Below are 25692 nucleotides of genomic sequence, written 5' to 3'. Positions count from 1 at the left end.
ATGGATCACAGACCCGGATCGTGGCGACGCAGACTTGCCGTCGACGGGACGATCAGAGCCAGAGCTCGGGCTGGCGCAGAGACACGGCCCCGCCGGGGCGACGCTCGAGCCGACCGGCAATCTCGAGCTCCAGCAGCACCAGCTGCACCGCGCGGGCGTCGCCGCCGGACTGCCGTACGATCTCGTCGACCGCCGCCGGCGTCGGGCCGAGCAGATCCATGATGCGCGTCCGCTCGTCCTCGTCGGGCTCCGCGCCGTGAAGGCCCGCCGTTCCGGCCTGGGCGAGCCCGATCGGCGGCGGGTTCGGCTGGTCCCGCCCGAGCAGGTGATGGAGCGCCTCGATGACGTCGTCGGAGCGGGTGATGAAGGTGGCCCCGTCCCGCAACAGGCCGTTCGAGCCTTCGCAGCGTGGGTCGAGCGGAGAGCCCGGAGCCGCCATCACTTCGCGGCCGAGCTCCGCCGCGAGCCGAGCGGTGATGAGCGAGCCCGACCGCACCGCGGCCTCCACCACCAGCACGCCGAGCGACAGGCCGGCGATGATCCGATTGCGGCGCGGGAAATCCCGGCCGCGCGGCTGCCAACCCAGCGGCATCTCGGTGATGAGCGCGCCGGTCTCCACGATCCGGCGCGCAAGGTCCGCGTGCTCGGGAGGATAGAGACAGTCGAGCCCGCCCGCGAACACGGCGATCGTGCCGGACCGGGTTGAGGCGGCGTGCGCCGCGGCGTCTACGCCGCGCGCGAGACCGGAGACGATCGCCCAGCCCGCGCCGCCGAGTTCGCTGGCGACCCGCGCCGCGAAGGTTCGGCCCGCCGACGAGGCGTTGCGCGCGCCGACGACGCCGATCGCGGGGCGGCGGAACACGGCGGGGTCGCCCGCCACGGTGATCAGCGGGGGCGCGCCCTCGATCGCGGCGAGCGGCGCGGGATAGTCCGGCTCGCCGAGCGCGATCAGTCGGGCGCCGCGGGCCAGCGCGCCGGCGATCTCGTCCTCGGCTTCGCTTCTTGAACAGACGCGCACGGCGCGTCCGCCCCGCCGGGCGAGGCTGGGGAGGGCTTCGAGCGCAGCCGCGGCCCCGCCGAAGTGGTTCACGAGATCGCGGAAGGTGCGAGGTCCGACGTTCTCGGAGCGGATCAGCCGGAGCCAGGCGATGCGTTGCTCGTCCGTCAGCCCGGCCATCGCCGTCAGGCCCCGCTGCGCGGCTGGTCTGATCGTTGCCCGATGCGGCTTTCACGCCCCTGCATCAGGCGAGCGATGTTGTCCCGGTGCATAACCCACAGCATCACGCTGAGGATCGCGAACACGACCGCCGCTGAGGTGGGGTGGCGGCTGAGGACGGCCAGCATGACCGGCGCCGCGACGCTTGCGGCGAGCGCCGAGGCGGAGGAGTAGCGGCTGGCGGCCGCGACTCCGATCCAGACGGCCGCGAAGATCAGCGCGACGGGCCAGGCGACGCCGATCAGCGCGCCGAGGTAGGTCGCGACGCCCTTGCCGCCTTTGAAACGCAGCCACACGGGATAGACGTGGCCGATGAAGGCCGAGGCGCCCGCTGCGAGCGCCGCGGCCTCGCCCCAGAGCTGGCGGGCGATGATGACCGCCGCGGTCGCCTTCAGCATGTCGCCGATGAGCGTGGCCGCCGCGAGGTCGCGCCGGCCGGTGCGCAGCACGTTGGTCGTGCCGATGTTGCCGGACCCGATGTTGCGCACGTCGCCGACGCCGGCGAGGCGCGTGACCAGCACGCCGAAGGGAATTGAGCCGAGGAGGTAGCCGAGCGGAATGGCGGCGACGATGTCGAGGGCCGTGGAGTTCGTCATCGCGCGGGGTTCGGTTCCGGTGGGCGGCGGCCTGAGCCGTCCGCGTCTGTCTGCGCAGGGATCAAGCGTAGGGGTAGACCGTGCGCCCCGCAACGACGGTGCGCCAGACCCGCCCCTGCAACCGGGCCTGATCGAACGGGGTGTTCTTGGACTTCGATTTCAGCCGCGCCGCCTCCAGCACCCAGGGGGCGTCGGGGTCGAACAGGATGAGGTCGGCCGGGGCGCCGACCGTCAGCGCGCCGGCGGCCAGGCCGAGCAGTTTCGCAGGGTTGGTCGACATCGCCGCAAGCAGGCGGTGCAGCGTGACGTCGCCCGAATGAACCAGGCGGAGACCGGCGGCGAGCATGGTCTCGATGCCGATCGCGCCGTCTTCCGCCTCGGCGAAGGGGCGGCGTTTGGTCTCCACGTCCTGCGGGTCGTGGGCCGAGCAGACCACGTCGATGACGCCGTCGGCGAGGGCCTCGACCAGCGCGCGCCGGTCGTCCTCGTGGCGCAGGGGCGGGGTGAGCTTGAAGAAGGTGCGGTACTCGCCGACGTCGTTCTCGTTCAGGGTGAGATGCGCGACCGAGGCCCCGCAGGTGACGCGGGTTCCCGCCGCCTTCGCGCGGGCGATGAGGCCGACGCTCTCGGCTGAGCTGACGAGGCTCGCATGGTAGCGGGCGCCGGTGAGCGCGGCGAGCCGCAGGTCGCGCTCCAGCATCAGCGCCTCCGCCGCGACCGGGCGGCCGGGCAGGCCGAGCCGGCTTGCGAGTTCGCCCTCGTTCATGGCGCCGCCGGCGGCGAGATCGGCGTCCTCGACGTGGTGGCAGATCAGCGCGTCGAAGTCGCGGGCGTAGGTCATGGCGCGGCGCATGACGCGGGCGCTCGCGACCGAGCGCGGACCGTCGGTGAAGGCGACCGCGCCAGCCTCCAGCAGCAGGCCGACCTCGGTCATCTCCGCGCCGGCGAGGCCCTTGGTGAGCGCGGCCATGGGGCAAACGTGGACGCTCGCGGTGTCGCGGGCGCGGCGCATGAGGTAGTCGACGATCTCCGGCGCGTCGACCGGCGGGGTCGTGTCGGGCCGTGCGACGATGGTGGTGACGCCGCCGACCGCGGCCGCCCGGCTCGCGGTCTCGATGGTCTCGCGGTGCTCCGCGCCGGGTTCGCCGACGAAGGCGCCGAGGTCGACCAAGCCCGGCGCCAGCACATGGCCGCGGCAGTCCACCGTCTCCGCCCGCGCCGAGGGCGGGACCCTCGGGCCGATCTCGGCGATGACGCCTTCGGCCACGAGCAGCGAGCCGATTTCGTCGCGGCCGCTCGCCGGGCAGACGAGGCGCGCGTTGACGAAGAGGAGAGGGCGGTCGTCCTGGGGTTGCATCGGGCTCACGCGTTCGGCAGGTGACGCGCGAGCGTCTCGAGAACGGCCATGCGCACGGCGACGCCCATCTCGACCTGATCGCGGATCAGCGAGCGGGGGCCGTCGGCGACCTCGGAGGCGATCTCGACGCCGCGGTTCATCGGGCCGGGGTGCATCACCACGGCGTCGGGCCTGGCGTAGGCGAGCTTCGCCCCGTCGAGGCCGAAGTGCTTGAAGTACTCCTTCACCGAAGGCACGAAGGACCCGTTCATGCGCTCGAGCTGCAGCCGCAGCATCATGACGACGTCGGCGCCGGCGAGACCCTCGCGCATGGTGCGGAACACCTCGACGCCGAGCCGTTCGATCCCGGTCGGCAGCAGCGTGGACGGCGCGACCACGCGCACCTGCGCGCCGAGGGCGTTCAGCAGGATGATGTTCGAGCGCGCCACGCGGCTGTGCAGCACGTCGCCGCAGATCGCCACCACGAGGCCGGCGATGCGCCCCTTGGCGCGGAGGATGGTGAGCGCGTCAAGCAACGCCTGGGTGGGGTGCTCGTGGGCGCCGTCGCCGGCGTTCACCACCGAGCAGTCGACCTTCTGCGCGAGCAGCGCGACAGCGCCCGCCGCATGGTGGCGCACGACGATGATGTCCGGCCGCATGGCGTTGAGGGTGGCCGCGGTGTCGAGCACCGTCTCGCCCTTCTTCATGGACGAATTGCCGACCGACATGTTCATGACGTCGGCGCCGAGGCGCTTCCCGGCGATCTCGAACGAGGACTGCGTCCGCGTCGAATTCTCGAAGAACAGGTTGACCTGGGTGCGGCCGCGCAGCGTCGTGCGCTTCTTCTCGACCTGGCGGCTGAGCGCCACGGCGTCCTCGGCCGCGGCGAGCAGACCTTCGATCTCGGAGGCGGAAAGGCCTTCGATCCCCAGCAGATGGCGGTGGGGAAAGGCGAAGGGCGCGGGCTCGGCGGGGGTGCTCATCAAGGCTGGTGTCATAGCGCCAGCGCATGGCGGCCGGCAAGAGAAGGCGACGCCTTGTCCCCGCGTCTGACGACGCCATCTTGTGCGTCAAGGGCGGTTTTGGTCACGACTTTGGGTCGTGCGATCACAATCTCGGCGGCATTGGGACGTCCAATGACGCCGGGCAAGAGCGCAACGTCGCTCGAGGAGGTATCTCAATGACGTCTGTTCGTAAGTTCATCGTCGCCGGTGCCTGCGCGCTCGGCGTGGCCTTGGGCGCAATGCCGGCTGAAGCGGCGTCGTCCTCGGCGAAGCCCGCATCCGCAACGTCGATCGCCGGCATCCGCTCCGACCAGATCATGCTCGTCGACCGTCGCGGCGGGCGCGGCTGGGGCGGCGGCGGCCGTCATTACGGCGGTTGGGGCGGCGGCGGCCGACACTACGGCGGCTGGGGCGGCGGCGGACGCCGCTATTATGGCGGCGGCTGGGGCGGCCGTCGCTACTACGGCTACCGTCGCCATCACAACTACGGCGGCTACGCCGCGGCGGGGGTGATCGGCCTCGCCACCGGCGCGCTGATCGCCGGGAACCGCGGCTACTACGACGACGATTACTACTACGGCCGCCCGACCTACTATCGGTCGGGCTACTACCGCTCCTACGGCGGCGAGTGCGAGGTGATCACCACGCGGCGCGGCTACGACGGCCGCCGCTATCGGGTGGTTCGCTACCGCCCGTGCTGAGCGCGCGATCGGCGCGGCGGATCACGTCGCGCCGATCAGCCACAAGATCGCGGGCAGCGTCGCGAACGCGGCGACGGTCTGCACCGTGATGATGGCGGACATCAACGGCGCGTCGCCCCCAAGGCGGCGCGCCAGCAGGTAGGCGTTGCTGGCCGTCGGAACAGCGCTCGAGATCGCGACCACGCCAAGCGCCACGCCCTCGACGCCGAAGAGCGTCGCGAAGCCGATCATCAGGATCGGCATGAGCATCAGCTTCACCGCAACAACCAAGCCGATGTCGAGCCGCAGCCGGAGGGTGGCGGGCGCGAGCCCCGCGCCGACCAGCAGCAGCCCGACCCCAAGCGCGCCACGGCCGAGCAGGTCGACGGTCTCCACCACCGGTCCGTAAAGCCGAAAGCCGGAGGCGTTGAGCGCCGCGCCGGCCAGCACCGACAGGATCAGCGGGTTGCGCGCGAGTTCCCGCGCCAGCGCCCAGCGAGAGGGAGGGGTGCTCGCGCCGTGCGAGGCGACGACCGCGACGCTTAGCAAGTTGAGCAACGGGATCATGGCCGCGACGCCGATCGCGCCGAGCGCCAAGCCCTCACGGCCGTAAAGCGTCGCCGCCAAGGCCAGAGCGACGGAGGTCTGCCAGCGGATGGCGCCCTGGAAATGCGAGCTGAAGGCGCGTCCGTCGACGCCCGGAAGGCTCATCCACCACCCTCGCGTCGCGAGCATGCCGCCCGCGACCAGCAGGATCGCCAAGACCATCGCCGCGGCCATGGGTCCGATTGGCGCCGAGGCCAGGTCGGCGCGGGCCAGCGTCACGAAGAGCAGCGCGGGAAACAGCACGTAGTAGTTCAGCCGCTCGATCCCCTCCCACAGCGCCGCCGGCAGCAGCGGCGAGCGGGATAGGCCGAAGCCGACCAGGATGAGCAGGAACGAGGGCAGGAGGCTTTCGAAAGCGAGGATCATGCGGGGCCGAACCCCGGGACCGTGGGCGCGCTCGTCACTGGCCGCATAGCTGCCATTCTCGCCTGAATTCCGAAACCCGGCGCGCGTTGTTTTGCCGAGCCCACCGAAGAGGCTTCCCATGTCGGGGCGGCGCCTGCCGCAAGCTTTCGGCGGACTTCCTTAGGAGGACAGTTCGATGACGTCTCTTCGCACCACAATCGCCGCCGCCGTCTGCGCCCTTGGGGTCGCCGGCCTCGCTGTCGCGCCGGCCAGCGCATCTCCGTTTCATGGCGGCCCGGAGCGCGGCGGCTTCGGAGGCCATGGCGTCGGAGGTCCGGGCTGGGGCGGCCCGCACCGCGGCCCGGGTTGGGGAGACCATGGCGGATGGCATGACCACCACGGTTGGGGCGGAGGCTACTGGGGAGCCGGCGCCATCGGCTTGGCGACGGGCGCCTTGATCGGCAGCCAAGTCTACGGAGCGCCCTATGGCCCGGTCTACGCCGGCGGCGGATGCCGGGTGGTCTCGACCCACTACGACGGCTATGGCCGCTTGGTGAAGGTGGTCGACTATCGTCCGTGCTGACGCAGTCGTGACTGGAAGGCCGCGGCTCGCCCCTCTGGGTCGGGCCGCCGTCATCGGGCGGCGTCCTGCGCCGCCCGTCGCAGGCCGCTGATGCGGTCGATCGCGCCCTGCAGGATGTAGGCTGCGGCGAGTTTATCGACGACCTCGTCGCGCCGCTTCCGGCTTGTGTCGAACGCGATCAACATGCGCTCCACGGCGGCCGTCGAGAGCCGCTCATCCCAGAAGCCGATTGGCAGAGGCGTGCGGCCGGCGAGGCTGCGCGCAAAAGCGCGCGTCGCCTGGCATCGCGGGCCTTCGCTGCCGTCCATGTTGACCGGCAGGCCAAGCACGAAGCCGACGACCTTGCGCCCGGCCGCGAGCTCCAGCAGCCGGTCGGCGTCGAGCGTGAACTTCCGGCGAATGATGGTCTCGATCGGCGACGCGATGGCGCGGCGCGGGTCAGAGACGGCGACGCCCACCGTCTTCGTGCCGAGGTCGAGCCCGAACAGGGAGCCTTCCTCCGGCAGCGCGGCCACAAAGCTTTCGAAGTCTGGGAAGATGGTCGACATGGGCTCCGCGTAGCACGGAGGTGGGGCGCCCGCCACGACGGCCCGCATCACTGCGCTTGTTCTCTCGGCCGCGGTTCCTATTCTCCGCCCCGAACGATTCCAAAACCGCACAAGGACGCGAGCCCCCATGCGCATCACCTGGTACGGCCATTCGGTCTTCCGGCTCGACTTTGGATCTAGCGTCGTCCTGATCGATCCCTTCTTCGAAAACGGCGTCTTCAAGGGGGACAAGGCGGCCGCCGCCAAGGGGACCACGCACATCCTCCTGACGCATGGGCACTTCGACCATGTGGGGGACACCGTCGCGATCGCGGCGGAGACGGGCGCCACCGTGGTGGCGGACGCCGATCTCGCGACCTGGCTCGGGTCGAAGGGGGTCAAGGCGCTCGAGCCGATGAACACCGGCGGCTCGGTCGGCCTCGGCGGGTTCCGCGTGACGATGACTCAAGCGCTGCATTCCTCCGGTCAGCTCGACGAAAACGGCGTCGCCGTCGCGCTTGGGGAGGCGCACGGCCTGATCGTGACGCCCGAGGGCGAAGACGAGCCGGTGGTCTACGCCATGGGCGACACTGGAATCTTCGGCGACATGAAGCTGATCAACGAGCTCTACGCCCCAACGGTTGGTTTCGTGCCGGTCGGCGACCGTTTCACCATGGGCGCCAAGACCGCAGCCTACGCCTGCCGGCACTTCTTCGATTTCGATCTGGTCGTGCCCTGCCACTTCGGGACGTTCCCCATCCTCGAGCCGAACGCCGACCGGTTCGTGGAGCTGATGGACAGCGTGCGCGGGACCACCGTGAAGGTGCCGGTGATCGGCGAGACCTTCGAGGTCGAGGGGTAGGCGAGGCGTTCGTCTGAGCGGTCGGCTTTGGAAGAGCAGGCGTCGTCCCCAAGCTGTCCGGGGCATGCAGATCGACGGCTCATGCTCAGCGCCCCGGCGGAGCGGGCAGGGCGCTCCCCATGTGAGCCGCGTCGTCAGCTCGCCGGGCCGCCGCGTTGCGACGCTTGGATAGCCCGTGCTAAAGCCCGCCCCGTCCATCAGTATTGATTGACGCCCGACCGCTTCAAAAGGCTTGAGATGTCCGTCGACGAAAGCACTGTCCGCCGCGTCGCCAAGCTCGCCCGCATCGCGGTCGAGGACCACGAGGTGGCGAAGCTCAAGGGCGAGCTCGACGCGATCCTCGCCTTCGTAGAGGAGCTGTCGGAGCTCGACGTGGACGGCGTCGAGCCGATGACGGGCGTGACGCCCGTGTCGATCCGGCTGCGCGAGGATGCGGTGACCGACGGCGAGAACGCCGAGCGCGTGCTGCAGAACGCCCCCGCGCGGGAGGGCGACTTCTTCGTCGTTCCGAAGGTCGTCGAGTGACGTCCGCCCCCGTCCGCCCGCAACGTCAGTCCTGAGCCGCGATGTCCGATCTCCTCGATTTCACCTTCGCCGACGCCCGCAAGAAACTGGCGGCAAAGGATTTTTCGGCCGTCGAGCTGACGCAGGCCTACCTCGACGCCCTTGAGGCCGGCCGCGGCCTGAACGCCTATGTGCTCGAGACGCCGGAGGTCGCCTTGGAGCGCGCGGCGGCGTCCGACCAGCGCATCGCGAGGGGCGAGGCCGGCGCGCTCGAAGGCCTGCCGCTCGGCGTGAAGGACCTGTTCTGCACCGAGGGCGTGCGGACCACCGCCTGCTCGAAGATCCTCGACGGCTTCACGCCGCCCTACGAATCCTTCGTGACCGAGAAGATGCGCGCCGCGGGCGCCGTGATGCTGGGCAAGCTCAACAACGACGAGTTCGCCATGGGCTCGTCCAACGAGAGCTCCTGCTTTGGAACGCCGGTGAACCCCTGGCGCAAGACCGGATCGGAGGCGGCGCTCGTCGCGGGCGGCTCCTCCGGCGGCTCGGCGGCCGCGGTGGCGGCGAGGCTGTGCCTCGGGGCGACCGCGACCGACACCGGCGGCTCAATCCGCCAGCCGGCGGCCTTCACCGGCACGGTCGGCATCAAGCCGACCTACGGCCGTTGCTCGCGCTGGGGCGTCGTCGCCTTCGCCTCCTCGCTCGACCAGGCTGGGCCGATCGCCCGCGACGTGCGCGACGCCGCCATTCTGCTCGGCGCCATGTCCGGGCATGATCCGCGCGACTCGACCTCGGTCGAGCGTGAGGTTCCGGACTTCGAGGCGGCGGTCGGGCGTTCGGTGAAGGGGCTGAGGATCGGCCTCCCCAAGGAATACCGGGTCGACGGCATGCCGGCCGAGATCGAGGCGCTGTGGGAGCAGGGCGCGGCATGGCTGCGCGCGGCCGGCGCCGAGGTCGTCGAGGTCTCGTTGCCGCACACGAAGTATGCGCTGCCGGCCTACTACATCGTGGCTCCGGCGGAGGCCTCCTCGAACCTCGCCCGCTACGACGGCGTGCGCTACGGCCTGCGCGTGCCCGGCCGCGACGTCGTGGAGATGTACGAGAAGACGCGCGCCGCAGGCTTCGGCGACGAGGTTCGCCGCCGCATCATGATCGGCACCTACGTGCTCTCCGCCGGCTACTACGACGCCTACTACGTCCGCGCTCAGAAGGTGCGCACGCTGATCAAGCGCGACTTCGAGACCGTGTTCGCGGACGGGGTCGACGCCATCCTGACGCCGGCGACCCCCTCCGCCGCCTTCGGGATCGGCGAGAACGCCAACGCCTCGCCGGTCGAGATGTACCTCAACGACGTCTTCACAGTGACGGTGAATATGGCCGGCCTGCCGGGGGTCGCCGTGCCGGCGGGCAAGTCCGCGGACGGCCTGCCGCTCGCGCTGCAGCTGATCGGCCGCCCGTTCGACGAAGAGACGCTGGTCTCGACCGCGGCGGTGATCGAGGACGCGGCCGGCGGCGGCTTCACCCCCGAGCGCTGGTGGTGAGCGCGCGGCCGACCTACGCCTCGATGGACGAGGTGCGGGCCGCGATCGACGCGCTCGACGCCGAGATCATGCCGCTGATGGCCGCCCGCGCGCATTGCATCGCCGAGGCCGCCCGCATCAAGAACGACCCTGAGGTCGCGCTCGTGCCATGGCGCGTCGAGGAGGTCGCGGCCAACGCCCGGGCCTTGGCCGAACGCCACGGGCTCGACCCCGTGCTGGCCGACAGGCTGTGGCGCGCGATGATGGCGGAGTTCATCGCGCACGAGCGCGAGCTGATGGAGAAGGCGGCGAGCCGCTGATCCCGCTGTTCGCCGGACGGCGCGGCGTTGTCACCGGCGGCGACATAGGTCTAGGAAGACCTCTCTGCATTTCGAAGGTTCGGCGATCCCCATGAACGCTCCCTCCCGCGTCCCTGCGAGCTCCAAACTCATCCCCGGCGCGACCGGCGACTGGGAGGTCGTGATCGGCATGGAGATCCATGCGCAGGTGACCTCGGAGGCCAAGCTGTTCTCGGGCTCCTCCACCGGCTTTGGCGCGCCCCCCAACAGCCACGTCAGCCTGGTCGACGCGGCGATGCCCGGCATGCTGCCGGTGCTGAACCACGAATGCGTCCGGCAGGCGATCCGCTCCGGCCTCGCGATCAACGCCCAGATCAACCTGGTCTCCACGTTCGACCGCAAGAACTACTTCTACCCGGACCTGCCGCAGGGCTACCAGATCTCGCAGTACAAGAGCCCGATCGTGGGCGAGGGCGAGGTCACCGTGGATCTTGGCGAGGGCGAGAGCATCGTCGTCGGCGTCGAGCGCATCCACCTCGAGCAGGACGCCGGCAAATCGATCCACGACCAGGACCCCAAGCTTTCCTTCGTCGACCTGAACCGCTCCGGCGTCGCGCTGATGGAGATCGTGTCGAAGCCCGACCTCAGGTCGTCGGAGGAGGCCAAGGCCTACGTCACCAAGCTGCGTACCATCCTGCGCTACATCGGCGCCTGCGACGGCGACATGGACAAGGGCAACCTGCGCGCGGACGTCAACGTCTCGGTGCGCAAGCCGGGCGCCCCGCTCGGCACCCGCTGCGAGATCAAGAACGTCAACTCGATCCGCTTCATCGGACAGGCGATCGAGATCGAGGCGCGGCGCCAGATCGAGATCCTCGAGGATGGAGGGACGATCGACCAGGAGACCCGGCTGTTCGACCCGAGCAAGGGCGAGACTCGCTCGATGCGCTCCAAGGAGGAGGCGCACGACTACCGCTATTTCCCCGATCCGGACCTGCTGCCGCTCAAGATCGCGCAGGCGGAGGTGGACGAGCTCCGCGCCGCGCTGCCCGAGCTGCCCGACGCCAAGAAGACGCGCTTCATCGCCGACTACGGCGTGACGCCCTATGACGCCATGGTGCTGACGCTGGAGCGGGAGTCCGCGGACTTCTTCGAGGCCGTCGCGAAGCACGGCGATCCCAAACTCGCGGCCAACTGGACCATCAACGAGCTGTTCGGCCGCCTCAACAAGCAGGGTCTCGCGATCGAGGCGAGCCCGGTGTCTGCGGCCCAGCTCGGCGGGCTGATCAGCCTCGTCTCGGAAGGCGTCATCTCGGGCAAGATCGCGAAGGACCTGTTCGAGATCCTGTGGACCGAAGGCGGGGACCCGCGCGAGCTGGTCGAGAGCCGCGGCCTCCGGCAGGTGACGGACGTCGGCGCGATCGAGAAGGTCTGCGACGAGGTGATCGCCGCGAACCCGGAGAAGGTCGCGCAGGCGAAGGCCAAGCCGACGCTGATCGGCTGGTTCGTAGGCCAGGTTATGAAGGCCTCCGGCGGCAAGGCCAACCCGCAGGCCGTGAACGATCTGCTCAAGCGGAAGCTCGAGATCTGACCGCGCGGCCCGGGCCCTCACGCGCTGTGCCGCGCGGCCTCGACCATCTGATCCACCTCGTCCGCGACCTCGACGCCGCGGCCGCGGCTTGGGAGACGTTGGGGTTCCAGGTCGGGCCTGAGAACCGGCATCCGTTCGGAACGAAGAACCGCATCGTGCAGCTGCCCGGCTTCTTCGCCGAGCTGCTCGCGATCGGCGACCCCGGGCTGATCTCCGAGCACGGCCTGAGGTTCTTCTCCTTTGCGGCGTTCCACCGCGACCGGCTTGCGCGCGCGGGCGAAGGACCCTCCGGGCTGGTTCTGGAGAGCCTCGACGCCAAGGCGGACGCAGCGGCCTACGCCCGGACGAAGATCGGCGACTACGCGCCGTTCTTCTTCGAGCGCCGAGGCGTCCGGGCGGACGGCTCGCCCGTCGAAGTGGCGTTCGAGCTCGCCTTCGCGGCCGATCCCGCCGCGCCGGACCTTAGCTTCTTCGCCTGCGAGCAGAAGCGGCCGGAGAACTTCTGGAGCCCGGCCGCGCAGGCGCATCCGAACGGCGCGAGCGCGGTCGCGGGCGTCGTCCTGACGGCGGAGAACCCGTCCGACCACCACGTCTTTCTGCGCGCCTTCACGGGTATCGACGCCTTTCGCGCAACCTCCTCAGGGCTGACGTTCCCCACGCCGCGGGGCGAGATCGACGTGCTCACCGGCGAGGCTTACCGTCGGCGCACGGGGCTCGCCGTCGAGGTCGGGCCGGAGCTTCGTCTCTCGGCGCTGCGGATCAAGGTCCCGACCGGGGCGGAGCGGGTCGTCCCGCCCGAACGTCTGTACGGCCTGACGCTGGTTCTGGAAGCCTGAGCCCAGTGCTGATAAGCGGACGGCGATCACATGCTCGCCGTCATGCCCGGGCTTGTCCCGGGCATCCACGACTTCGACGTCGAGCGCCGCCCCAAGTCGTGGATGCCCGGCTGATCGCCGGGCATGACGGCGCGTTCGTGAAGAGCGAAAATGACCACACCAGTCCAAATCCGCCCGTCCGCCGTCGTCGAGGTCGGGTCCGTCCAGTTCGGCAATGACCTGCCGCTCGCGCTGATCGCCGGCCCCTGCCAGATGGAGAGCCGCGACCATGCGCTGGAGGTGGCCTCCGCGCTGAAAGAGATCGCCGGGGCGCTGGGCATCGGGCTGATCTTCAAGACCTCGTTCGACAAGGCGAACCGCACCAGCGCCACGGCGCAGCGGGGCATGGGTCTCGAGGCCTCGCTTCCCGTTTTCGCCGAGATCAAGGAAAGCCTCGGCCTGCCGACGCTGACCGACGTTCACGACTCCCACCAGTGCGCCGCGGTGGGCGAGGTCGTCGACGTGTTGCAGATCCCGGCGTTCCTCTGCCGCCAGACCGACCTGCTGCTCGCCGCCGCCGCGACGGGACGGGTGGTCAACGTCAAGAAGGGCCAGTTCCTCGCGCCCTGGGACATGAAGAACGTCGTCGACAAGCTGGTCGGCGCCGGCAATCCCAAGGTGCTGCTGACCGAACGCGGCGCCTCCTTCGGCTACAACACGTTGGTGTCCGACATGCGGGCGCTGCCGGAGATGGCGAAGACCGGAGCCCCGGTGATCTTCGACGCCACGCACTCCGTTCAGCAGCCGGGGGGGCAGGGGACGTCCTCCGGCGGCCAGCGCGAGTTCGTGCCGGTTCTGGCGCGGGCCGCCGTCGCGGTCGGCGTCGCGGGCGTTTTCATCGAGACCCACCCCGACCCGGACCACGCCCCCTCCGACGGCCCCAACATGGTGCCGCTGAAACAGATGCCGGCCCTGCTTGCCCGACTGATGGCGTTCGACCGGCTCGCGAAGGGGTGACCACTGCGCGCTCCCCCGGACGTGGGCTCATCGCGGAAGTTTGAAGTCGGCTGACTATTTGCTAGAAACGCTGCCGATCTGACACCGGGCTCGCCAGCGGCCCGAGGCACGGAGGGCGGCATGCCTGTGATCGCGGCGATCCTGAGCGGAGCCTTTTTCTGGTTCTGCTACTGGTTCTTTCGGCTCGACGGGCACAAGCGCATCGAAGAGATGCTGATCCAGCGGCGCAACACGAAGCGCCGCCTCGCGTCCCTCGACGCCCAGGCCCGCGCGCCGATCAAGTCGATCAAGGATCCGCGCGAGGCAGGGACCGTCCTGCTGTTCCTGATCGCGCGGCAGAAGGGCGACTATTCGGCCGCCCAGTTGAGCGCGATCGAACATGAGATGCGCACGGTGATGTCGCTCTCGGGCGATCTGGCCGAAGCCCAGTCCTTCGCCCGCTTCGCCTGCACCAAGACGCCGAGCGCGACGGCGGCGATCCAGGACCTCGCTCCCCTGTTCAACGAGCGCCTCACCACGCAGGAGCGAGAGGACCTCGTCGCGATGCTCGAGCGCATCGCCCATGTGGACGGGCCTCCGAACGAAGATCAGCTCCATCTGATCGTCGCGCTTCGTCAGCGGCTGGCGCCGCCCGAAGCCGTCGGGCAAGGGTTCGGCTGGACCAAGGCGCACGGTTGAGGCCGTTCGAGCGCGATCGGCCTCGCCTGGGTCGGGCGAGCGATCCTGCGCGCCGGCCAAGCCAGAGGACGACCGCGGAGCGTTGAAGCCCTCCTTGGCCCGGCTCAAGGCCGGGGACAAGGAGGCGCATCGCCGCTTGGCCGGGACGCGCCGTTCTTTAGTCCTGCGCCACCAACTGCCCGTGCGCTCGGTCGTAACGGATCAAGGCCGCGGGCGAGACGTGGACGCCGCCGACCCAGTGGTCGATGCGGTTGATGACGCGATGGTCGACCCGCCCGGTCATCACCGCCCGTCCGGCCTTGGTGAGGCGAAGCCGGGCGCGGGCGTAGTCGGCATAGCCGAGGTGGCGGCCGGGTCCCAGGCCGCAGTAATCGGGCGAGGGGCCGGGCAGGCCGTCGATCAGCGGCTCGTCGGCGAAGGCCAGACTGTCCAGCCGGCGGAAGAAGCTTGCGTCGCCCAAGAACTGCGCCTCGTCCTGCTCGGTCACGTGGCGGAACAGCTCTCCCGTCGTCGCCTCGGCCTCGGCGAGGCCGCCGAGCGCCCGCTCCTCCGTCAGCGTCAGCCCCCGCACGGGATCGGGAAGCTCCTCCAGCAGACGCTTGAGCGCCGGCGCGAGGTGGGGCAGGGCGGTGGTGTCCTCCTTGGCCAAACGCGCGAGCGCATGCGGCGTCCGGGCCGTGAACGCGTCCCAGGCGCGGTCGGCCAGCGCGAGCTGGCGCTCGGTCACCGGCGCGGCGCGGCCCGCGAGCGCGCGCATCGCCTCCGGACCCTGGAGGCCGAGGTAGTCGTCGGCCTGGACCAGATAGAGCCCCTCGGTGCGGTTTTCGGCGTGGAAGAAGTCGAGGATCTGCAGCAGCTGCAGCTGGTCGTAGAGGTCGTGCTCCAGCCAGATCTCGACGCGCGCGAAGCCGGCGTGGCCACGGACCGCCGCGTCGCGAGCCGTGAACTCGGCCGCCACCTCGCTGACGCCGAGACCGAGATCGGAGGCGATGAAAGCGGCACGGATCGCGGAGAGCCGCTCGAGCCCGCCTGTCGCGGGCACCGGGCCGTCGTGCAGCACGTCGCGCCACGGCAGGATGGCGCCTGCGACGCGCGCCTCCTCGATCCGCGCCACGGCGCTGTCGCCGTTGGTGATGATCAGCACGTCTTCGGGCCCGCTGGGCGCGTCGGGGTTGGGCATTGGCGCGGCCTCCGAGGGAGCGAAGCGGGGCTTTCGATTCGGGCCGCGAAGGTGAGCGTCGCTTGGGGCGTTTCCGGGGCGCGCCGGCGTTCGTCGCGGCGCCCGGTCAGGCTCTCGACCAGACGCCTCCTCCGCGACGACGCAGTGACGGAGCGCGCTCCACGCCCTCGCCATGATTGGAGGCGTTCGAGCCGAACGCGGCGTCGCTCCGGCTGCAGCGGGGCGAAAGGTCGGAACCCATCATCCACGGCCGCGGTAGGGCGCGACGCCCTGCTCTGGGACCCAGACGCCTGGCGGCAGCTCGCCGGCCTGGAAGAAGACGTCGATCGGGATGCCGCCGCGGGGATACCAGTAGCCGCCGATGCGCAGCCAGCGGGGCTTGAGCGTCGCGATCAGGCGCTTGGCGATCGCCACCGTGCAGTCTTCGTGGAAGGCGCCATGGTTACGGAAGGCGCCGAGGTAGAGCTTCAGCGACTTCGACTCGACCAGCCATTCGTCAGGCGCGTAGTCGATGACGATGTGCGCGAAGTCGGGCTGGCCGGTCACGGGGCAAAGCGAGGTGAACTCCGGCGCGGTGAAGCGGGCGAGATAGGTCACGTCCGGGTGGGGGTTCGGCACGCGGTCGAGTTCCGCCTCCTCGGGGGAGGACGGCAGGCCGACCATGCGGCCGAGCAGGGGTTCGGTCATCGCAGAGCTCTCCAGATGTCAGACGCATGTACGGCGCCCCGCGGCTTCGCGCGACCTTTTCCCTGCGGCCCTCTTGGGCTAGGACGTGCGCCGACCCACCCCGCGCGCCACCGGAGCCGCTGATCCCATGACAGCCATCGTCGACATCCTCGCCCGCGAGATCCTGGACAGCCGCGGCAACCCGACCGTCGAAGTCGACGTCGTCCTCGAGGACGGCTCCTTCGGCCGTGCCGCCGTTCCCTCGGGCGCCTCGACCGGCGCGCACGAGGCGGTCGAGCTGCGCGACGGCGACGCCGGCCGCTATCTCGGCAAGGGCGTCGCAAAGGCCGTCGACGCGGTCAACGGCGAGATCTTCGACGCGATCGGCGGGTTCGACGCCGAGGAGCAGGTCAGCATCGATGAGACGCTGATCGGCCTCGACGGCACCCCGAACAAGGCCCGCCTTGGCGCCAACGCCATCCTCGGCGTGTCGCTCGCCGTCGCGAAGGCTGCCGCCGAAGCCTCCGAGGCGCCGCTCTACCGCTACGTCGGCGGCGTCTCCGCCCGCGTGCTGCCGGTGCCGATGATGAACATCGTCAACGGCGGCGCGCACGCCGACAACCCCATCGACTTCCAGGAGTTCATGATCCTGCCGGTCGGCGCGGAGACCTTCGCCGAGGCGCTGCGCGTCGGCGCCGAGATCTTCCACACGCTGAAGAAGGCGCTGAAGGACGCGGGCCACAACACCAACGTGGGCGACGAGGGCGGCTTCGCCCCGAACCTACCCTCGGCGGAAGCGGCTCTCGACTTCTGCATGAAGGCGATCGAGAAGGCCGGCTACAAGCCGGGCGACGACGTCATGCTGGGCCTCGACTGCGCCTCGACCGAATTCTTCAAGAACGGCGCCTACGTCTACGAAGGCGAGGGCAAGACCCGGTCTCCGGAGGAGCAGGCGCAGTACCTCGCCGACCTCGTCGCCAAGTACCCGATCGCCTCAATCGAGGACGGCATGGCGGAGGACGACTGGGCCGGCTGGAAGGCCGTCACCGACCTTATCGGGAACAAGTGTCAGCTCGTCGGCGACGACTTGTTCGTCACCAACGTCACGCGCCTCTCGGACGGCATCCGCCAAGGCGTCGGCAACTCGATCCTGGTGAAGGTCAACCAGATCGGCACGCTGACGGAGACGCTGGCCGCGGTCGATATGGCGCACCGCGCCGGCTACACCGCCGTGATGTCCCACCGTTCGGGCGAGACCGAGGACTCGACCATCGCGGACCTCGCCGTCGCCACCAACTGCGGGCAGATCAAGACCGGCTCGCTCGCCCGCTCCGACCGGCTCGCCAAGTACAACCAGCTGCTCCGCATCGAGCAGCAGCTCGGCGACGTCGCGGTCTACGCGGGCCGCAACGCGCTGAAGGCGCTGCGCTGACGATCTAAGACGGCGTTCGTCGGTTCGACGGGGTCAAGAACAAGGGCGGCGTGCTTCAGCGCGCCGCCCTTTCGTTTGCGCTGGCGTCATTGAGGTTTGAAGGTGGAGTCGGAGAGATTTATTTCCTTGTTTTCCGCTCGCTGCAGGAGAGCTTTTGGAAGGTCGCCTGAGACATTTTCTTCTTAGAGTCCTCGAGGGATTCCGAAGAATCGACCTCGGGATGTCTATAGTAGACAAGGCACTCGCAGGTGTCGGAGAGATAAATATCGGCTTCGTTGTCTGGGAAGCTCACATGCCCGTCGAGCGTAAAAACGTTCGGAAGAGAACTCAGGTTTTCGAACCACTTGCAGTATTTCGATGTGGAGCCCTCGGCGTCCGCCGCCGAGCTATAGCCTAAGGCCGCAAACAGCGTGGCCGCAAACCGGCGATTGATCGTCATCAAAGGTCTTCCGGCGGGCGTGAACCCGAACTCAATCGAGATCGCATAGCGTAACTGATCACCGCCGGGAGCGCTGTTCCTGAGTTCGCCCATCTCGAATGGCCGGAGAAGGCGTTGGTGACGCGGCGGTCGCGGCTTTCGTCGCCAATGGCGGCGCCGAGCGGGCGTCCCGCAGGGGCCGGTCGGTGGATGCCATGCCGCCTCCCTGAACAAATAGGATCTAAGGTCAGTCCCACCCCTCCAGCACCACCTTGCCCTTGGCCGCGCCGCTTTCGATCAGGGCGTGGGCGCGCTTCAGGTTCTCGGCGGTGATCGGGCCGAAGGCCTCGCTCGCGGTGGTGCGGATCTCGCCCGCGTCGACCAGGCGGGAGGCCTCGTTGAGCAGCGCGCCCTGCGCCGCGATGTCGGCGGTGCCGAACATCGAGCGGGTGAACATGAACTCCCAGTGCACCGAGACGCTCTTGCGCTTGAACGGGTTGACGTCGAGCGCGGCGGGGTCGTCGATCAGCGCGAAGCGGCCCTGGGGCGCGATGAGCTGGACGATCTCGGACAGGTGGTCCCCTGTGTTGGTGGTGGAGAACACGAAAGCCGGCTGACCGATCCCGAGCGCGGCGACCTGGCCGGCCAGGGGCTGGCGGTGGTCGATCACATGATGCGCGCCGAGCTCCCGAACCCAGGCCTGCGTCTCCGGACGGGAGGCGGTGGCGATGACGATGAGCCCGGTCAGCCGACGGGCGAGCTGGATCGCGATCGAGCCGACGCCGCCGGCGGCGCCGATGATGAGGATCGCGGACGCGGCGCCCGGAACGGGCTTGGCCACGTCGAGCCGGTCGAACAGCGCCTCCCAGGCGGTGATGGTGGTCAGCGGCAGCGCCGCCGCCTCGCCGAACGAGAGGGAGGCGGGCTTCGTCCCCACGATCCGCTCATCGACCAGATGAAGCTCGGCGTTCGTGCCAGGACGCTCCAGGGCGCCGGCGTAGAACACCTCGTCCCCGGCCTTGAACAGCGTGGCCTCCGGCCCGACCGCGCGGACGACGCCGGCCGCATCGTAGCCCAGAACCCGCGGGTCGCCTGCGGGCGGCGTCGCCGACCTCCGCACTTTCGTGTCGACCGGATTCACGGAAACCGCGCGGACCTCGACGAGGATGTCCCGGCCCGAAGGGACTGGGTCGGGCAGCGTGACGTCGACCAGCGCGGCGGGGTCGGCGATGGGGCGGGGGGCGTCGAATCCGATGGCGCGCATGTCGGGCGATCTCCGGTTGGCGTCAATTTGCGTGCCGCCGAGATGAGCCTTATGTGCGTTTGACGCAAGAACGCACTTGAAACGCCCATAGTGTCGAAAAGGATACCGTGATGGCTCGGGTTCGCCACGACCGGCTCGACTGTTCGCCTGGCTGTGCGGTCGAGGCGACGCTTCAGTTCATCGACGGCAAGTGGAAGGGGGTGATCCTCTATCACCTGCTCGCGGGCACGCTGCGCTTCAACGAAATCCGCCGCCGGCTGCCGAGCGTCACCCAGCGCATGCTGACGACGCAGCTGCGCGAGCTCGAGGTGGACGGCTTCGTCGCCCGCAAGGTCTTCGCCGAGGTTCCCCCCAGGGTCGAGTACAGCCTCACGGAGCGCGGCCGGACGCTGGAGCCGGTGATCCTGGCGCTCAAGGCCTGGGGCGACGCGCACGCGGTCGGGCCGGAGGTCGGGACCGTTCGCGCGGAAGCCGCGGCGTAGCTGCGGCGTTCACTCCGCCCACTTCGGATCGCCCGTGAAGGCGATGGTAAGCCAGCGGTCGCGGCCTTCGCCGCCTATGGCGGCGCCGATCTCCTCGCGCACGGCGTCGAACGTCGCGATCGAGCCGACGACGCGGTCGGCGGGGACGATCAGGTAGATCTCGATCACCTGCGAGCGGCCGACCTTGGCGACGTAGGTGCGGCAGCCGTCGAAGCCGTGCTTCGCCACCGCGGCCTCGGCCGCGGTGCGCACGCGGACGTCGAGCTCGGCGGGCGCCACCAGCAGGATTTCCTTTACCGCCGCGACCACGGTCGACGCCGGCACGGGGATCAGCAGCGCGGTCAGCACGGCCAGGATCGCCGGGTCGGCGTAGGGCGTCCAAGCCTGGTAAGGACCGCCCTCGAGCGCCCATGCGACAAGGAAGGCGAGGAGCAGCGCGGCGCTGATCAGGCAGCTCATGAGCCAGCTCTTCACGTCGAGCGCGAGCAGCGCCGAGCCGATCGTGCGGTTGGCGCGACGCACGTAAACCAGGAGCGCTAGGCAGATCGCGAGCGTCAGCGCGGCGTAGGCGAGCGCCCAGTCGAAGGCGAGCTCGTGACCGCCCGACAGCAGCGAGCCGACGGCGTTGAGGAAGGCGTAGACGCAGAGCAGGGTGAGCAGCCCGCCGTTGACGGCGAGAACCAGCGGCTCCACGTGCCAGAATCCCATCTGAAATCGCCGGCTGGCTTCGCCTGCGATCAGCCGCGACACCAGCAGCGCGAGCAACGTCATGGAGGCGTCGAGCCCTCCGAACACGCCGTCGAACAGGATCGAGGCGGACCCAGAGAGCACACCGAAGACGACGCCGATCAGCCCGATCGCGACGGTGGCCGCGATCGACCGCTTCAGAACGCTTTGCTCGGTGGCGCTTGGAGGCATGACATCGGTCTTGGGCAGGTAGAACGGCTTGTAAGACGGGCATGACGGCGTGGTCGGCCGAGGCCCTGATCATCTTCAGCGACACCCGGGACCGGGACAAACACCGCCGACGCGCGATCTCGCGAACGTGACGTTTGACGTCGCCTGCGCCATCTTGCCCGCCATGCAATGGACCGATGACGGCCTGATCCTGGGGCTTCGCCGCCACGGCGAGACCAGCGTGGTGCTGGAGCTCTTCACGCGCGCCCATGGCCGCCACCTTGGGCTCGTGCGGGGAGGGCGCTCGCGCCGCCTTCAAGCGACGCTGCAGCCGGGCAACAGCGTCTCCGTCACCTGGCGGGCGCGACTCGACGACCACCTCGGAGCGTTCGCGGTGGAGCCGCTCGCGGGGCGCGCGGGACGGCTGATGGCGCGGGCGGACGCGCTGCACGGCGTCGGCCATCTCGGCCAGCTGCTGCGGCTGCTGCCCGAGCGGGAGCGGCACGAGGCGCTCTACGAGATCGCGGAGATCATCGCCGAAAACCTTGATGACCCCGAGGTGGCGCCGGCGCTGATCGTGAAGCTGGAGGTCGCCTTGCTGGCAGAGCTCGGCTTCGGGCTCGACCTGTCCTCCTGCGCGGCGACGGGCGGCACCGAGGACCTGATCTACGTGTCGCCGAAGTCCGGCCGTGCGGTCGGCCGCGAGGCCGGCGGCCCTTACGCCGACAAGCTGTTTACGTTGCCGCCGTTCCTGCTCGGCTCCGGCCCCAACGCCTCGCCGACGCCCCAGGACGTGGCGGCCGGCTTCGCGATCACCGGCCACTTTCTCAACGCGCGGGTGTGGGAGCCGAGAGGCATCAAGCCGCCGGACTCGCGGGCGGCCTATCTCGCGCTGCTCGGTCGCGCCGCCTGAGACTTCCGGCGAGCGGAAGCAGCAGCGCGACGACCGCCGCGCCGAGAAGAACGCCGGCCTCCGGCGCGCCCATGGTCCACAGCGTCATGCCCTGAAACGCGCACCACCCCAACGGCGCGATCATGAGCACCGCCCGCCGGCCGGTGGGCAGCAGCGCGAGCAGGCCCAGCGTGGCGATCGCGGTCGGGTCGGGAAACAGCAGCAAGACCTCCGCCGCGGCCCACGGCCGGCCCATGGCCGGCGCCAAGAGGGGATAGGCGAGGGCGGCCACGAGCAGCGCAGAGGCTCCCAGACGCTGCGGCTTAGAAGTTGGGACAGCGGAGAGGGGGATCGCCGCAAGAAGGATCATCAGCGCGCCCTGGGCGACGAAGGCCGGAGCGGCGTAGTCCGCGGACCAGGCGATGGACGCGAGACGCCCCCAGAGGAAGAGCCATGCCGCCGCGATCCAGCCGGCTCCGAGCAGGGCGAGGCCGAGCCGCACCTCGCCCGGCCGTCCCCGAAGCGCGACGGCCAACAGCGCGACGCCGGCCGCCAGCGCCGCGATCTGCCAAGGCCACAGGCCGGCGCCGTAATGTTCGAGCAGCCGGTAGTAGGTGCGCGGCGCGAACAGCAGGAAGTCGGACGGCCGGTAGGTCCACCATTCCGACATCAGAGGGCGTCCGGCGAGCGAAGGCTTTGAATGGGAAGACGGTTCGCGTGCTTCGAGACGCCGGCCTGCGGCCGGCTCCTCAGCATGAGGAGATCTTTGCTTTGCAAACCCTCCTGCCTCGTCCGGAGCCTCGCGCGAGCAAGGCGTCCCGAAGCACGCTCGCCCTTCGTCGCTCCGCCCGTCAAAGCTTTGCGATCTCGGCCGCGATCTTCGCCCGCGTGGACTCGTCCGGAAGCGGGCCCGCGGCGGCGGCGAGGTTCTCGCGGACGTGGTCGACGCGCGTGGTGGCGGGGATCGCGCAAGTGACGGCTGGGTGCGAGACGATGAACTTGAGGATGAGCTGCGCCCAGGTCGTTCCGCCGAGAGGCTCCGCAAGGGCAGGGAGCGGCTGGCCCTCGAGGCGCCCCGTGAGGTCGCCCTGCTGGAACGGGCGGTTGACGATCACCGCAACCCCGCGCTCGCGGGCGAGCGGCAGCAGGCGCCGCTCCGCCTCGCGGTCGACCGGATTGTAGGTGAGCTGGACGAAGTCGAGCGGCTTCGCGGCCATGATCTTCTCGAGCTCGCCGTGGCGGCGGCCCTCCGAGGTGGTGACGCCCACGTAGCGCAGCTTCCCCGCGTCCTTCATCGCAAACAGCGTGTCGAGATGCGCCTCCCAGTTCAGGAGGTTGTGGACCTGAAGCAGGTCGAACCGCGGAACGCCCCAAAGCTTGCGGGTCGCCTCGATCTGCGCCGGACCGTCCGAGGAGGTCCAGACCTTCTCGGCCGAGAACAGCGGCTTCGGGTTTTCAAGGGCCTTCAGGCCGGCTCCGACCACCGCCTGCGCGGAGCCGTACATGGGCGAGGAGTCGATCATCCGCCCGCCGGCTTCGAAGAACGCGGCCATCACGGCGACGCAGTCCTTCCGGAGATCGGCGTCGTCACCGACGTTGAAGGTGATCCAGGTGCCGAGCCCGACCGCGGGGATCTTCTCTTCCGTGGAGGGGATCGTCTTCGCCAGCGGCGCCGGCGCCTGGGCGCGCGCGGCGCGGGGCAGGGCGGCTGCGGCCCCGCCGGCGAGAAGACCCGCGGCGACGGTTCGGCGGTCGAGTGTCGTCGGCATGTCGCCCTCCTCCGATGTGCTGGGATAGGTGGGGCCGCGCGGCGCGGCGGCGACGGGCGGCCGGACACGAAAGCGCGACGCCGGCGTGCGCCATCGGCGCTTATCCCCAAGCGCTTCTTGCTCCGAATCGGCGCTGCGGGTAGGTGAGAACGATGAGCGAACTTAAAGTGCCGCCGGGCGACGGCGTGCTTCCCATCGAGCTGCGCTCTGCGCTCGAGGAGCGCTACCTCGCCTACGCGCTCTCGACCATCACTCAACGCGCGCTGCCCGACGTCCGCGACGGGCTGAAGCCCGTGCACCGGCGCGTGCTCTGGGCGATGCGCGAGCTGAAGCTCGATCCCGGCGCGGCGTTCAAGAAATGCGCCCGCGTGGTCGGCGACACGATTGGCAAGTATCACCCGCACGGCGACCAGTCGGTCTACGACGCGCTGGTGCGGCTCGCGCAGGACTTCGCCCAGCGCTGGCCTCTGGTTGAGGGGCAGGGCAACTTCGGCAACATCGACGGCGATAACGCCGCGGCGATGCGCTACACCGAGGCGCGGCTGACCGAGGTCGCCCGCCTGCTGCTGGACGGGCTCGACGAGGACGCGGTCGACTACCGCGCGACCTACGACGGCACCGAGAAGGAGCCGATCGTCCTCCCCGGCGCCTTCCCCAATCTGCTCGCCAACGGCAGCCAGGGCATCGCGGTCGGCATGGCGACTTCGATCCCGCCGCACAACGTGGCCGAGCTGGTCGAGGCCTCGCGCGCGCTGCTCGCCAATCCCGACGCCACCACCGACGACCTGCTGGTCCATGTGAAGGGGCCGGACTTCCCCACCGGCGGCGTGATCATCGACGGCCCCGGGGGGATCGCCGAGGCCTACCGCACCGGCCGCGGCGGCTTCCGCACGCGGGCGCGCTGGGCGGTCGAGGACCTCGGCCGCGGGACCTGGGTCGCTGTCGTGACCGAGATCCCGTGGCTCGTGCCGAAGAGCCGGCTGGTGGAGCGCATCGCGGAGCTGATCAACGACCGCAAGCTGCCGCTGGTCGTCGACGTCCGCGACGAGTCGACCGAGGACGTCCGGCTGGTGCTGGAGCCGCGGGTCCGCACCGTCGATCCGATCGTGATGATGGAATCGGTGTTCCGCCTGACGGAGCTCGAAAGCCGCATCCCGATCAACATGAACGTGCTGGTGCGCGGCCAGACGCCGATGGTGCTCGGCCTCAAGGACGTGCTCAAGCACTGGCTCGACCACCGCCGCGAGGTGATCCAGCGCCGGGCGCAGCACCGGCTCGACGCCATTGTCCGGCGCCTCGAGATCCTCGAAGGCCTGCTGATCGCCTTCCTCAACATCGACGAGGTGATCCGCATCGTCCGTCAGGCGGACGACCCGAAGGCCGAGCTGATCGCGGCGTTCACGCTGACCGACACGCAGGCCGAGGCCATCCTCAACATGCGACTCCGGTCGCTGGCGAAGCTCGAAGAGATCGAGATCCGCCGCGAGCACGACAAGCTGACGAAGGAGGGCGACGACCTGCGCTCACTGCTGGGCTCCGAGGCCAAGCAGTGGAAGCGGGTGGGCAAGGAGCTCGACGGGCTCGCGAAGAGCTTCGGGCCGGACACCCCGCTCGGCAAGCGCCGCACCACCTTCGAGGCGCCGCCCTCGGCGACCGCAGCCGACGTCGCCGACGCCTTCGTGGAGCGCGAGCCGGTGACCGTCGTGGTCTCGCAGAAGGGCTGGATCCGGGCGCTCAAGGGCCACGTCGCCGACGTGTCCGGCCTCACCTTCAAGGCCGACGACGCGCTCAAGCTGTCGTTCCACACCGAAACCACCGCGAAGCTTCTGGTGGTGACCTCGAACGGCAAGGCCTTCACGCTCGACGCCGCGAAGCTTCCCGGCGGGCGCGGCGCTGGCGAGCCGGTTCGGCTGATGGTCGACATCGACGAGGGCTCCGACGTCATCGACGTCTTCGCAGCGCGCGCCGGGGCGAAGCGGCTGGTTGCGACCAGCGACGCCCGCGGCTTCCTGGTCTCGGACGACCAGCTGCTGTCCTCGACCCGCAAGGGCCGGCAGGTCGTCAATCTCGACGGGACCGCGCGCGTCGTGCGGTTTGCGCCCGCCGACGGCGACACGGTCGCTGTGGTCGGCCAGAACCGGAAGCTGCTGCTGTTCCCGCTCGCGCAGGTCGCCGAGATGGCGCGCGGCCGCGGCGTCCGGCTGCAACGCTACAAGGACGGCGGCCTCTCGGACGTGAAGGTCTTCGCGCTCGCCGAGGGCTTTTCCTTCGTCACCAACGGCGGCAAGACCTGGTCGCTGAAGGGCGAGGAGCTGCGCGACTGGCTGGGCCACCGCGCGGAGAGCGGACGTCTCCCGCCCCGCGGCTTCCCGGCGTCGAACACCTTCAGCGGCTAGAACGCCGTAAAACGCGACCGTCGCCCTCCGGCTAAACCGGAGGAGCCACCGCCGACGTCGGCTTCGCGTCTGAAATGGATGGTCCGGTGAAGCCGGACCATGACGGCGGAGGGTGAG

The 25692-nt window shown here is 69.8% G+C and carries 27 protein-coding genes; 14 read left to right on the top strand and 13 right to left on the bottom strand.

What is annotated here, in order from left to right; translation table 11 throughout:
• Positions 1-52: 52 nt before the first annotated feature.
• The 4 genes from dprA to METY_RS13110 form a co-directional block, all read right to left on the bottom strand.
• Entirely contained in the window at positions 53-1177 is a 1125-nt protein-coding gene (gene dprA, locus METY_RS13125; protein WP_103121851.1) for a DNA-processing protein DprA, read from the bottom strand.
• Positions 1178-1182: 5 nt separating this feature from the next.
• Positions 1183-1812, bottom strand: coding sequence for a glycerol-3-phosphate 1-O-acyltransferase PlsY (gene plsY / locus METY_RS13120; protein WP_103121850.1), 630 nt, complete (start codon positions 1810-1812; stop codon positions 1183-1185).
• 61 nt (positions 1813-1873) lie between these two features.
• Positions 1874-3169, bottom strand: a complete 1296-nt coding sequence (locus tag METY_RS13115) for a dihydroorotase (protein ID WP_103121849.1) — start codon at positions 3167-3169, stop codon at positions 1874-1876.
• A gap of 5 nt (positions 3170-3174) precedes the next feature.
• A complete protein-coding gene (locus tag METY_RS13110) occupies positions 3175-4131 on the bottom strand; it encodes an aspartate carbamoyltransferase catalytic subunit (protein WP_103121848.1) in 957 nt (318 codons plus the stop codon).
• 197 nt (positions 4132-4328) lie between these two features.
• On the opposite strand from METY_RS13110, the gene METY_RS13105 reads away from it, so the two are divergent.
• Positions 4329-4853 (top strand): hypothetical protein, encoded by a 525-nt coding sequence (locus METY_RS13105; RefSeq protein WP_103121847.1) that lies wholly within the window; start codon positions 4329-4331, stop codon positions 4851-4853.
• Positions 4854-4874: 21 nt separating this feature from the next.
• Here the strand turns inward: METY_RS13105 and METY_RS13100 are convergent, their stop codons facing one another.
• Positions 4875-5804, bottom strand: a complete 930-nt coding sequence (locus tag METY_RS13100; protein ID WP_103121846.1) for an AEC family transporter — start codon at positions 5802-5804, stop codon at positions 4875-4877.
• Positions 5805-5979: 175 nt separating this feature from the next.
• Between METY_RS13100 and METY_RS13095 the strand changes: the two genes are divergently transcribed.
• Positions 5980-6366, top strand: a complete 387-nt coding sequence (locus METY_RS13095) for a hypothetical protein (protein ID WP_103121845.1) — start codon at positions 5980-5982, stop codon at positions 6364-6366.
• A 50-nt stretch (positions 6367-6416) separates the two neighbouring features.
• Here the strand turns inward: METY_RS13095 and ruvX are convergent, their stop codons facing one another.
• Positions 6417-6914 carry a Holliday junction resolvase RuvX gene (gene ruvX / locus METY_RS13090; RefSeq protein WP_103121844.1) on the bottom strand — a complete coding sequence of 166 codons (498 nt, stop codon included), beginning with the start codon at positions 6912-6914 and terminating at the stop codon, positions 6417-6419.
• Positions 6915-7041: 127 nt separating this feature from the next.
• On the opposite strand from ruvX, the gene METY_RS13085 reads away from it, so the two are divergent.
• The 8 genes from METY_RS13085 (at position 7042) to METY_RS13050 (ending at position 14179) form a co-directional block, all read left to right on the top strand.
• Positions 7042-7755 (top strand): metal-dependent hydrolase, encoded by a 714-nt coding sequence (locus tag METY_RS13085; RefSeq protein ID WP_103121843.1) that lies wholly within the window; start codon positions 7042-7044, stop codon positions 7753-7755.
• Positions 7756-7992: 237 nt separating this feature from the next.
• On the top strand, positions 7993-8280 hold the full coding sequence (gene gatC, locus METY_RS13080; RefSeq protein WP_103121842.1) for an Asp-tRNA(Asn)/Glu-tRNA(Gln) amidotransferase subunit GatC: 288 nt from the start codon (positions 7993-7995) through the stop codon (positions 8278-8280).
• 41 nt (positions 8281-8321) lie between these two features.
• Positions 8322-9800 (top strand): Asp-tRNA(Asn)/Glu-tRNA(Gln) amidotransferase subunit GatA, encoded by a 1479-nt coding sequence (gene gatA, locus METY_RS13075; protein WP_103121841.1) that lies wholly within the window; start codon positions 8322-8324, stop codon positions 9798-9800.
• Positions 9797-10099 (top strand): chorismate mutase, encoded by a 303-nt coding sequence (locus tag METY_RS13070; protein WP_244593641.1) that lies wholly within the window; start codon positions 9797-9799, stop codon positions 10097-10099. The genes gatA and METY_RS13070 overlap by 4 nt, the downstream gene beginning before the upstream one ends.
• A 91-nt stretch (positions 10100-10190) precedes the next feature.
• Complete coding sequence (gatB, locus tag METY_RS13065; protein ID WP_103121839.1) at positions 10191-11669, top strand: Asp-tRNA(Asn)/Glu-tRNA(Gln) amidotransferase subunit GatB; 1479 nt, start codon at positions 10191-10193, stop codon at positions 11667-11669.
• A 26-nt stretch (positions 11670-11695) separates the two neighbouring features.
• Positions 11696-12505: a VOC family protein gene (locus tag METY_RS13060; RefSeq protein ID WP_103121838.1), complete on the top strand. Its 810-nt coding sequence runs from the start codon at positions 11696-11698 to the stop codon at positions 12503-12505.
• Positions 12506-12655: 150 nt separating this feature from the next.
• Positions 12656-13501, top strand: coding sequence for a 3-deoxy-8-phosphooctulonate synthase (gene kdsA, locus METY_RS13055; protein ID WP_103121837.1), 846 nt, complete (start codon positions 12656-12658; stop codon positions 13499-13501).
• Between the two features lie 120 nt (positions 13502-13621).
• The gene (locus METY_RS13050) at positions 13622-14179 is read left to right on the top strand and encodes a TerB family tellurite resistance protein (protein WP_103121836.1); all 558 of its coding nucleotides are present in this window, start codon (positions 13622-13624) and stop codon (positions 14177-14179) included.
• A gap of 157 nt (positions 14180-14336) precedes the next feature.
• Here the strand turns inward: METY_RS13050 and METY_RS13045 are convergent, their stop codons facing one another.
• Positions 14337-15359 (bottom strand): hypothetical protein, encoded by a 1023-nt coding sequence (locus METY_RS13045; RefSeq protein WP_103121835.1) that lies wholly within the window; start codon positions 15357-15359, stop codon positions 14337-14339.
• A gap of 240 nt (positions 15360-15599) precedes the next feature.
• Positions 15600-16046: a preQ(1) synthase gene (queF, locus tag METY_RS13040; RefSeq protein ID WP_103121834.1), complete on the bottom strand. Its 447-nt coding sequence runs from the start codon at positions 16044-16046 to the stop codon at positions 15600-15602.
• 127 nt (positions 16047-16173) lie between these two features.
• On the opposite strand from queF, the gene eno reads away from it, so the two are divergent.
• Positions 16174-17457: a phosphopyruvate hydratase gene (gene eno / locus METY_RS13035; RefSeq protein ID WP_103121833.1), complete on the top strand. Its 1284-nt coding sequence runs from the start codon at positions 16174-16176 to the stop codon at positions 17455-17457.
• 118 nt (positions 17458-17575) lie between these two features.
• Here the strand turns inward: eno and METY_RS13030 are convergent, their stop codons facing one another.
• On the bottom strand, positions 17576-17989 hold the full coding sequence (locus METY_RS13030; protein ID WP_146035720.1) for a hypothetical protein: 414 nt from the start codon (positions 17987-17989) through the stop codon (positions 17576-17578).
• Between the two features lie 133 nt (positions 17990-18122).
• Positions 18123-19139 (bottom strand): zinc-binding alcohol dehydrogenase family protein, encoded by a 1017-nt coding sequence (locus METY_RS13025; protein ID WP_103121831.1) that lies wholly within the window; start codon positions 19137-19139, stop codon positions 18123-18125.
• Between the two features lie 110 nt (positions 19140-19249).
• Here METY_RS13025 and METY_RS13020 point away from each other — a divergent pair, with 110 nt between their 5' ends.
• Positions 19250-19621 carry a winged helix-turn-helix transcriptional regulator gene (locus METY_RS13020; RefSeq protein WP_103121830.1) on the top strand — a complete coding sequence of 124 codons (372 nt, stop codon included), beginning with the start codon at positions 19250-19252 and terminating at the stop codon, positions 19619-19621.
• A 9-nt stretch (positions 19622-19630) separates the two neighbouring features.
• Here METY_RS13020 and METY_RS13015 read toward each other — a convergent pair whose 3' ends face one another.
• Positions 19631-20539 carry a cation diffusion facilitator family transporter gene (locus tag METY_RS13015; RefSeq protein ID WP_103121829.1) on the bottom strand — a complete coding sequence of 303 codons (909 nt, stop codon included), beginning with the start codon at positions 20537-20539 and terminating at the stop codon, positions 19631-19633.
• 163 nt (positions 20540-20702) lie between these two features.
• On the opposite strand from METY_RS13015, the gene recO reads away from it, so the two are divergent.
• Positions 20703-21431: a DNA repair protein RecO gene (recO, locus tag METY_RS13010; protein ID WP_103121915.1), complete on the top strand. Its 729-nt coding sequence runs from the start codon at positions 20703-20705 to the stop codon at positions 21429-21431.
• Here recO and METY_RS13005 read toward each other — a convergent pair.
• Together METY_RS13005 and METY_RS13000 are read right to left on the bottom strand one after the other, a co-directional pair.
• Positions 21376-22080: a DUF6064 family protein gene (locus tag METY_RS13005; RefSeq protein ID WP_103121828.1), complete on the bottom strand. Its 705-nt coding sequence runs from the start codon at positions 22078-22080 to the stop codon at positions 21376-21378. The two genes, recO and METY_RS13005, sit on opposite strands and share 56 nt — an antisense overlap.
• Before the next feature lie 181 nt (positions 22081-22261).
• Entirely contained in the window at positions 22262-23179 is a 918-nt protein-coding gene (locus METY_RS13000; RefSeq protein ID WP_103121827.1) for an aldo/keto reductase, read from the bottom strand.
• Positions 23180-23331: 152 nt separating this feature from the next.
• Between METY_RS13000 and parC the strand changes: the two genes are divergently transcribed.
• Positions 23332-25575, top strand: a complete 2244-nt coding sequence (gene parC, locus METY_RS12995) for a DNA topoisomerase IV subunit A (RefSeq protein ID WP_103121826.1) — start codon at positions 23332-23334, stop codon at positions 25573-25575.
• Positions 25576-25692 lie beyond the last annotated feature (117 nt).

It is taken from the genome of Methylopila sp. Yamaguchi, from assembly GCF_002897035.1.
GTDB lineage: Bacteria > Pseudomonadota > Alphaproteobacteria > Rhizobiales > Methylopilaceae > Methylopila.
Note: the sequence above shows the minus strand (reverse complement) of the source record. Positions and strands in the feature narration are given on the sequence as shown.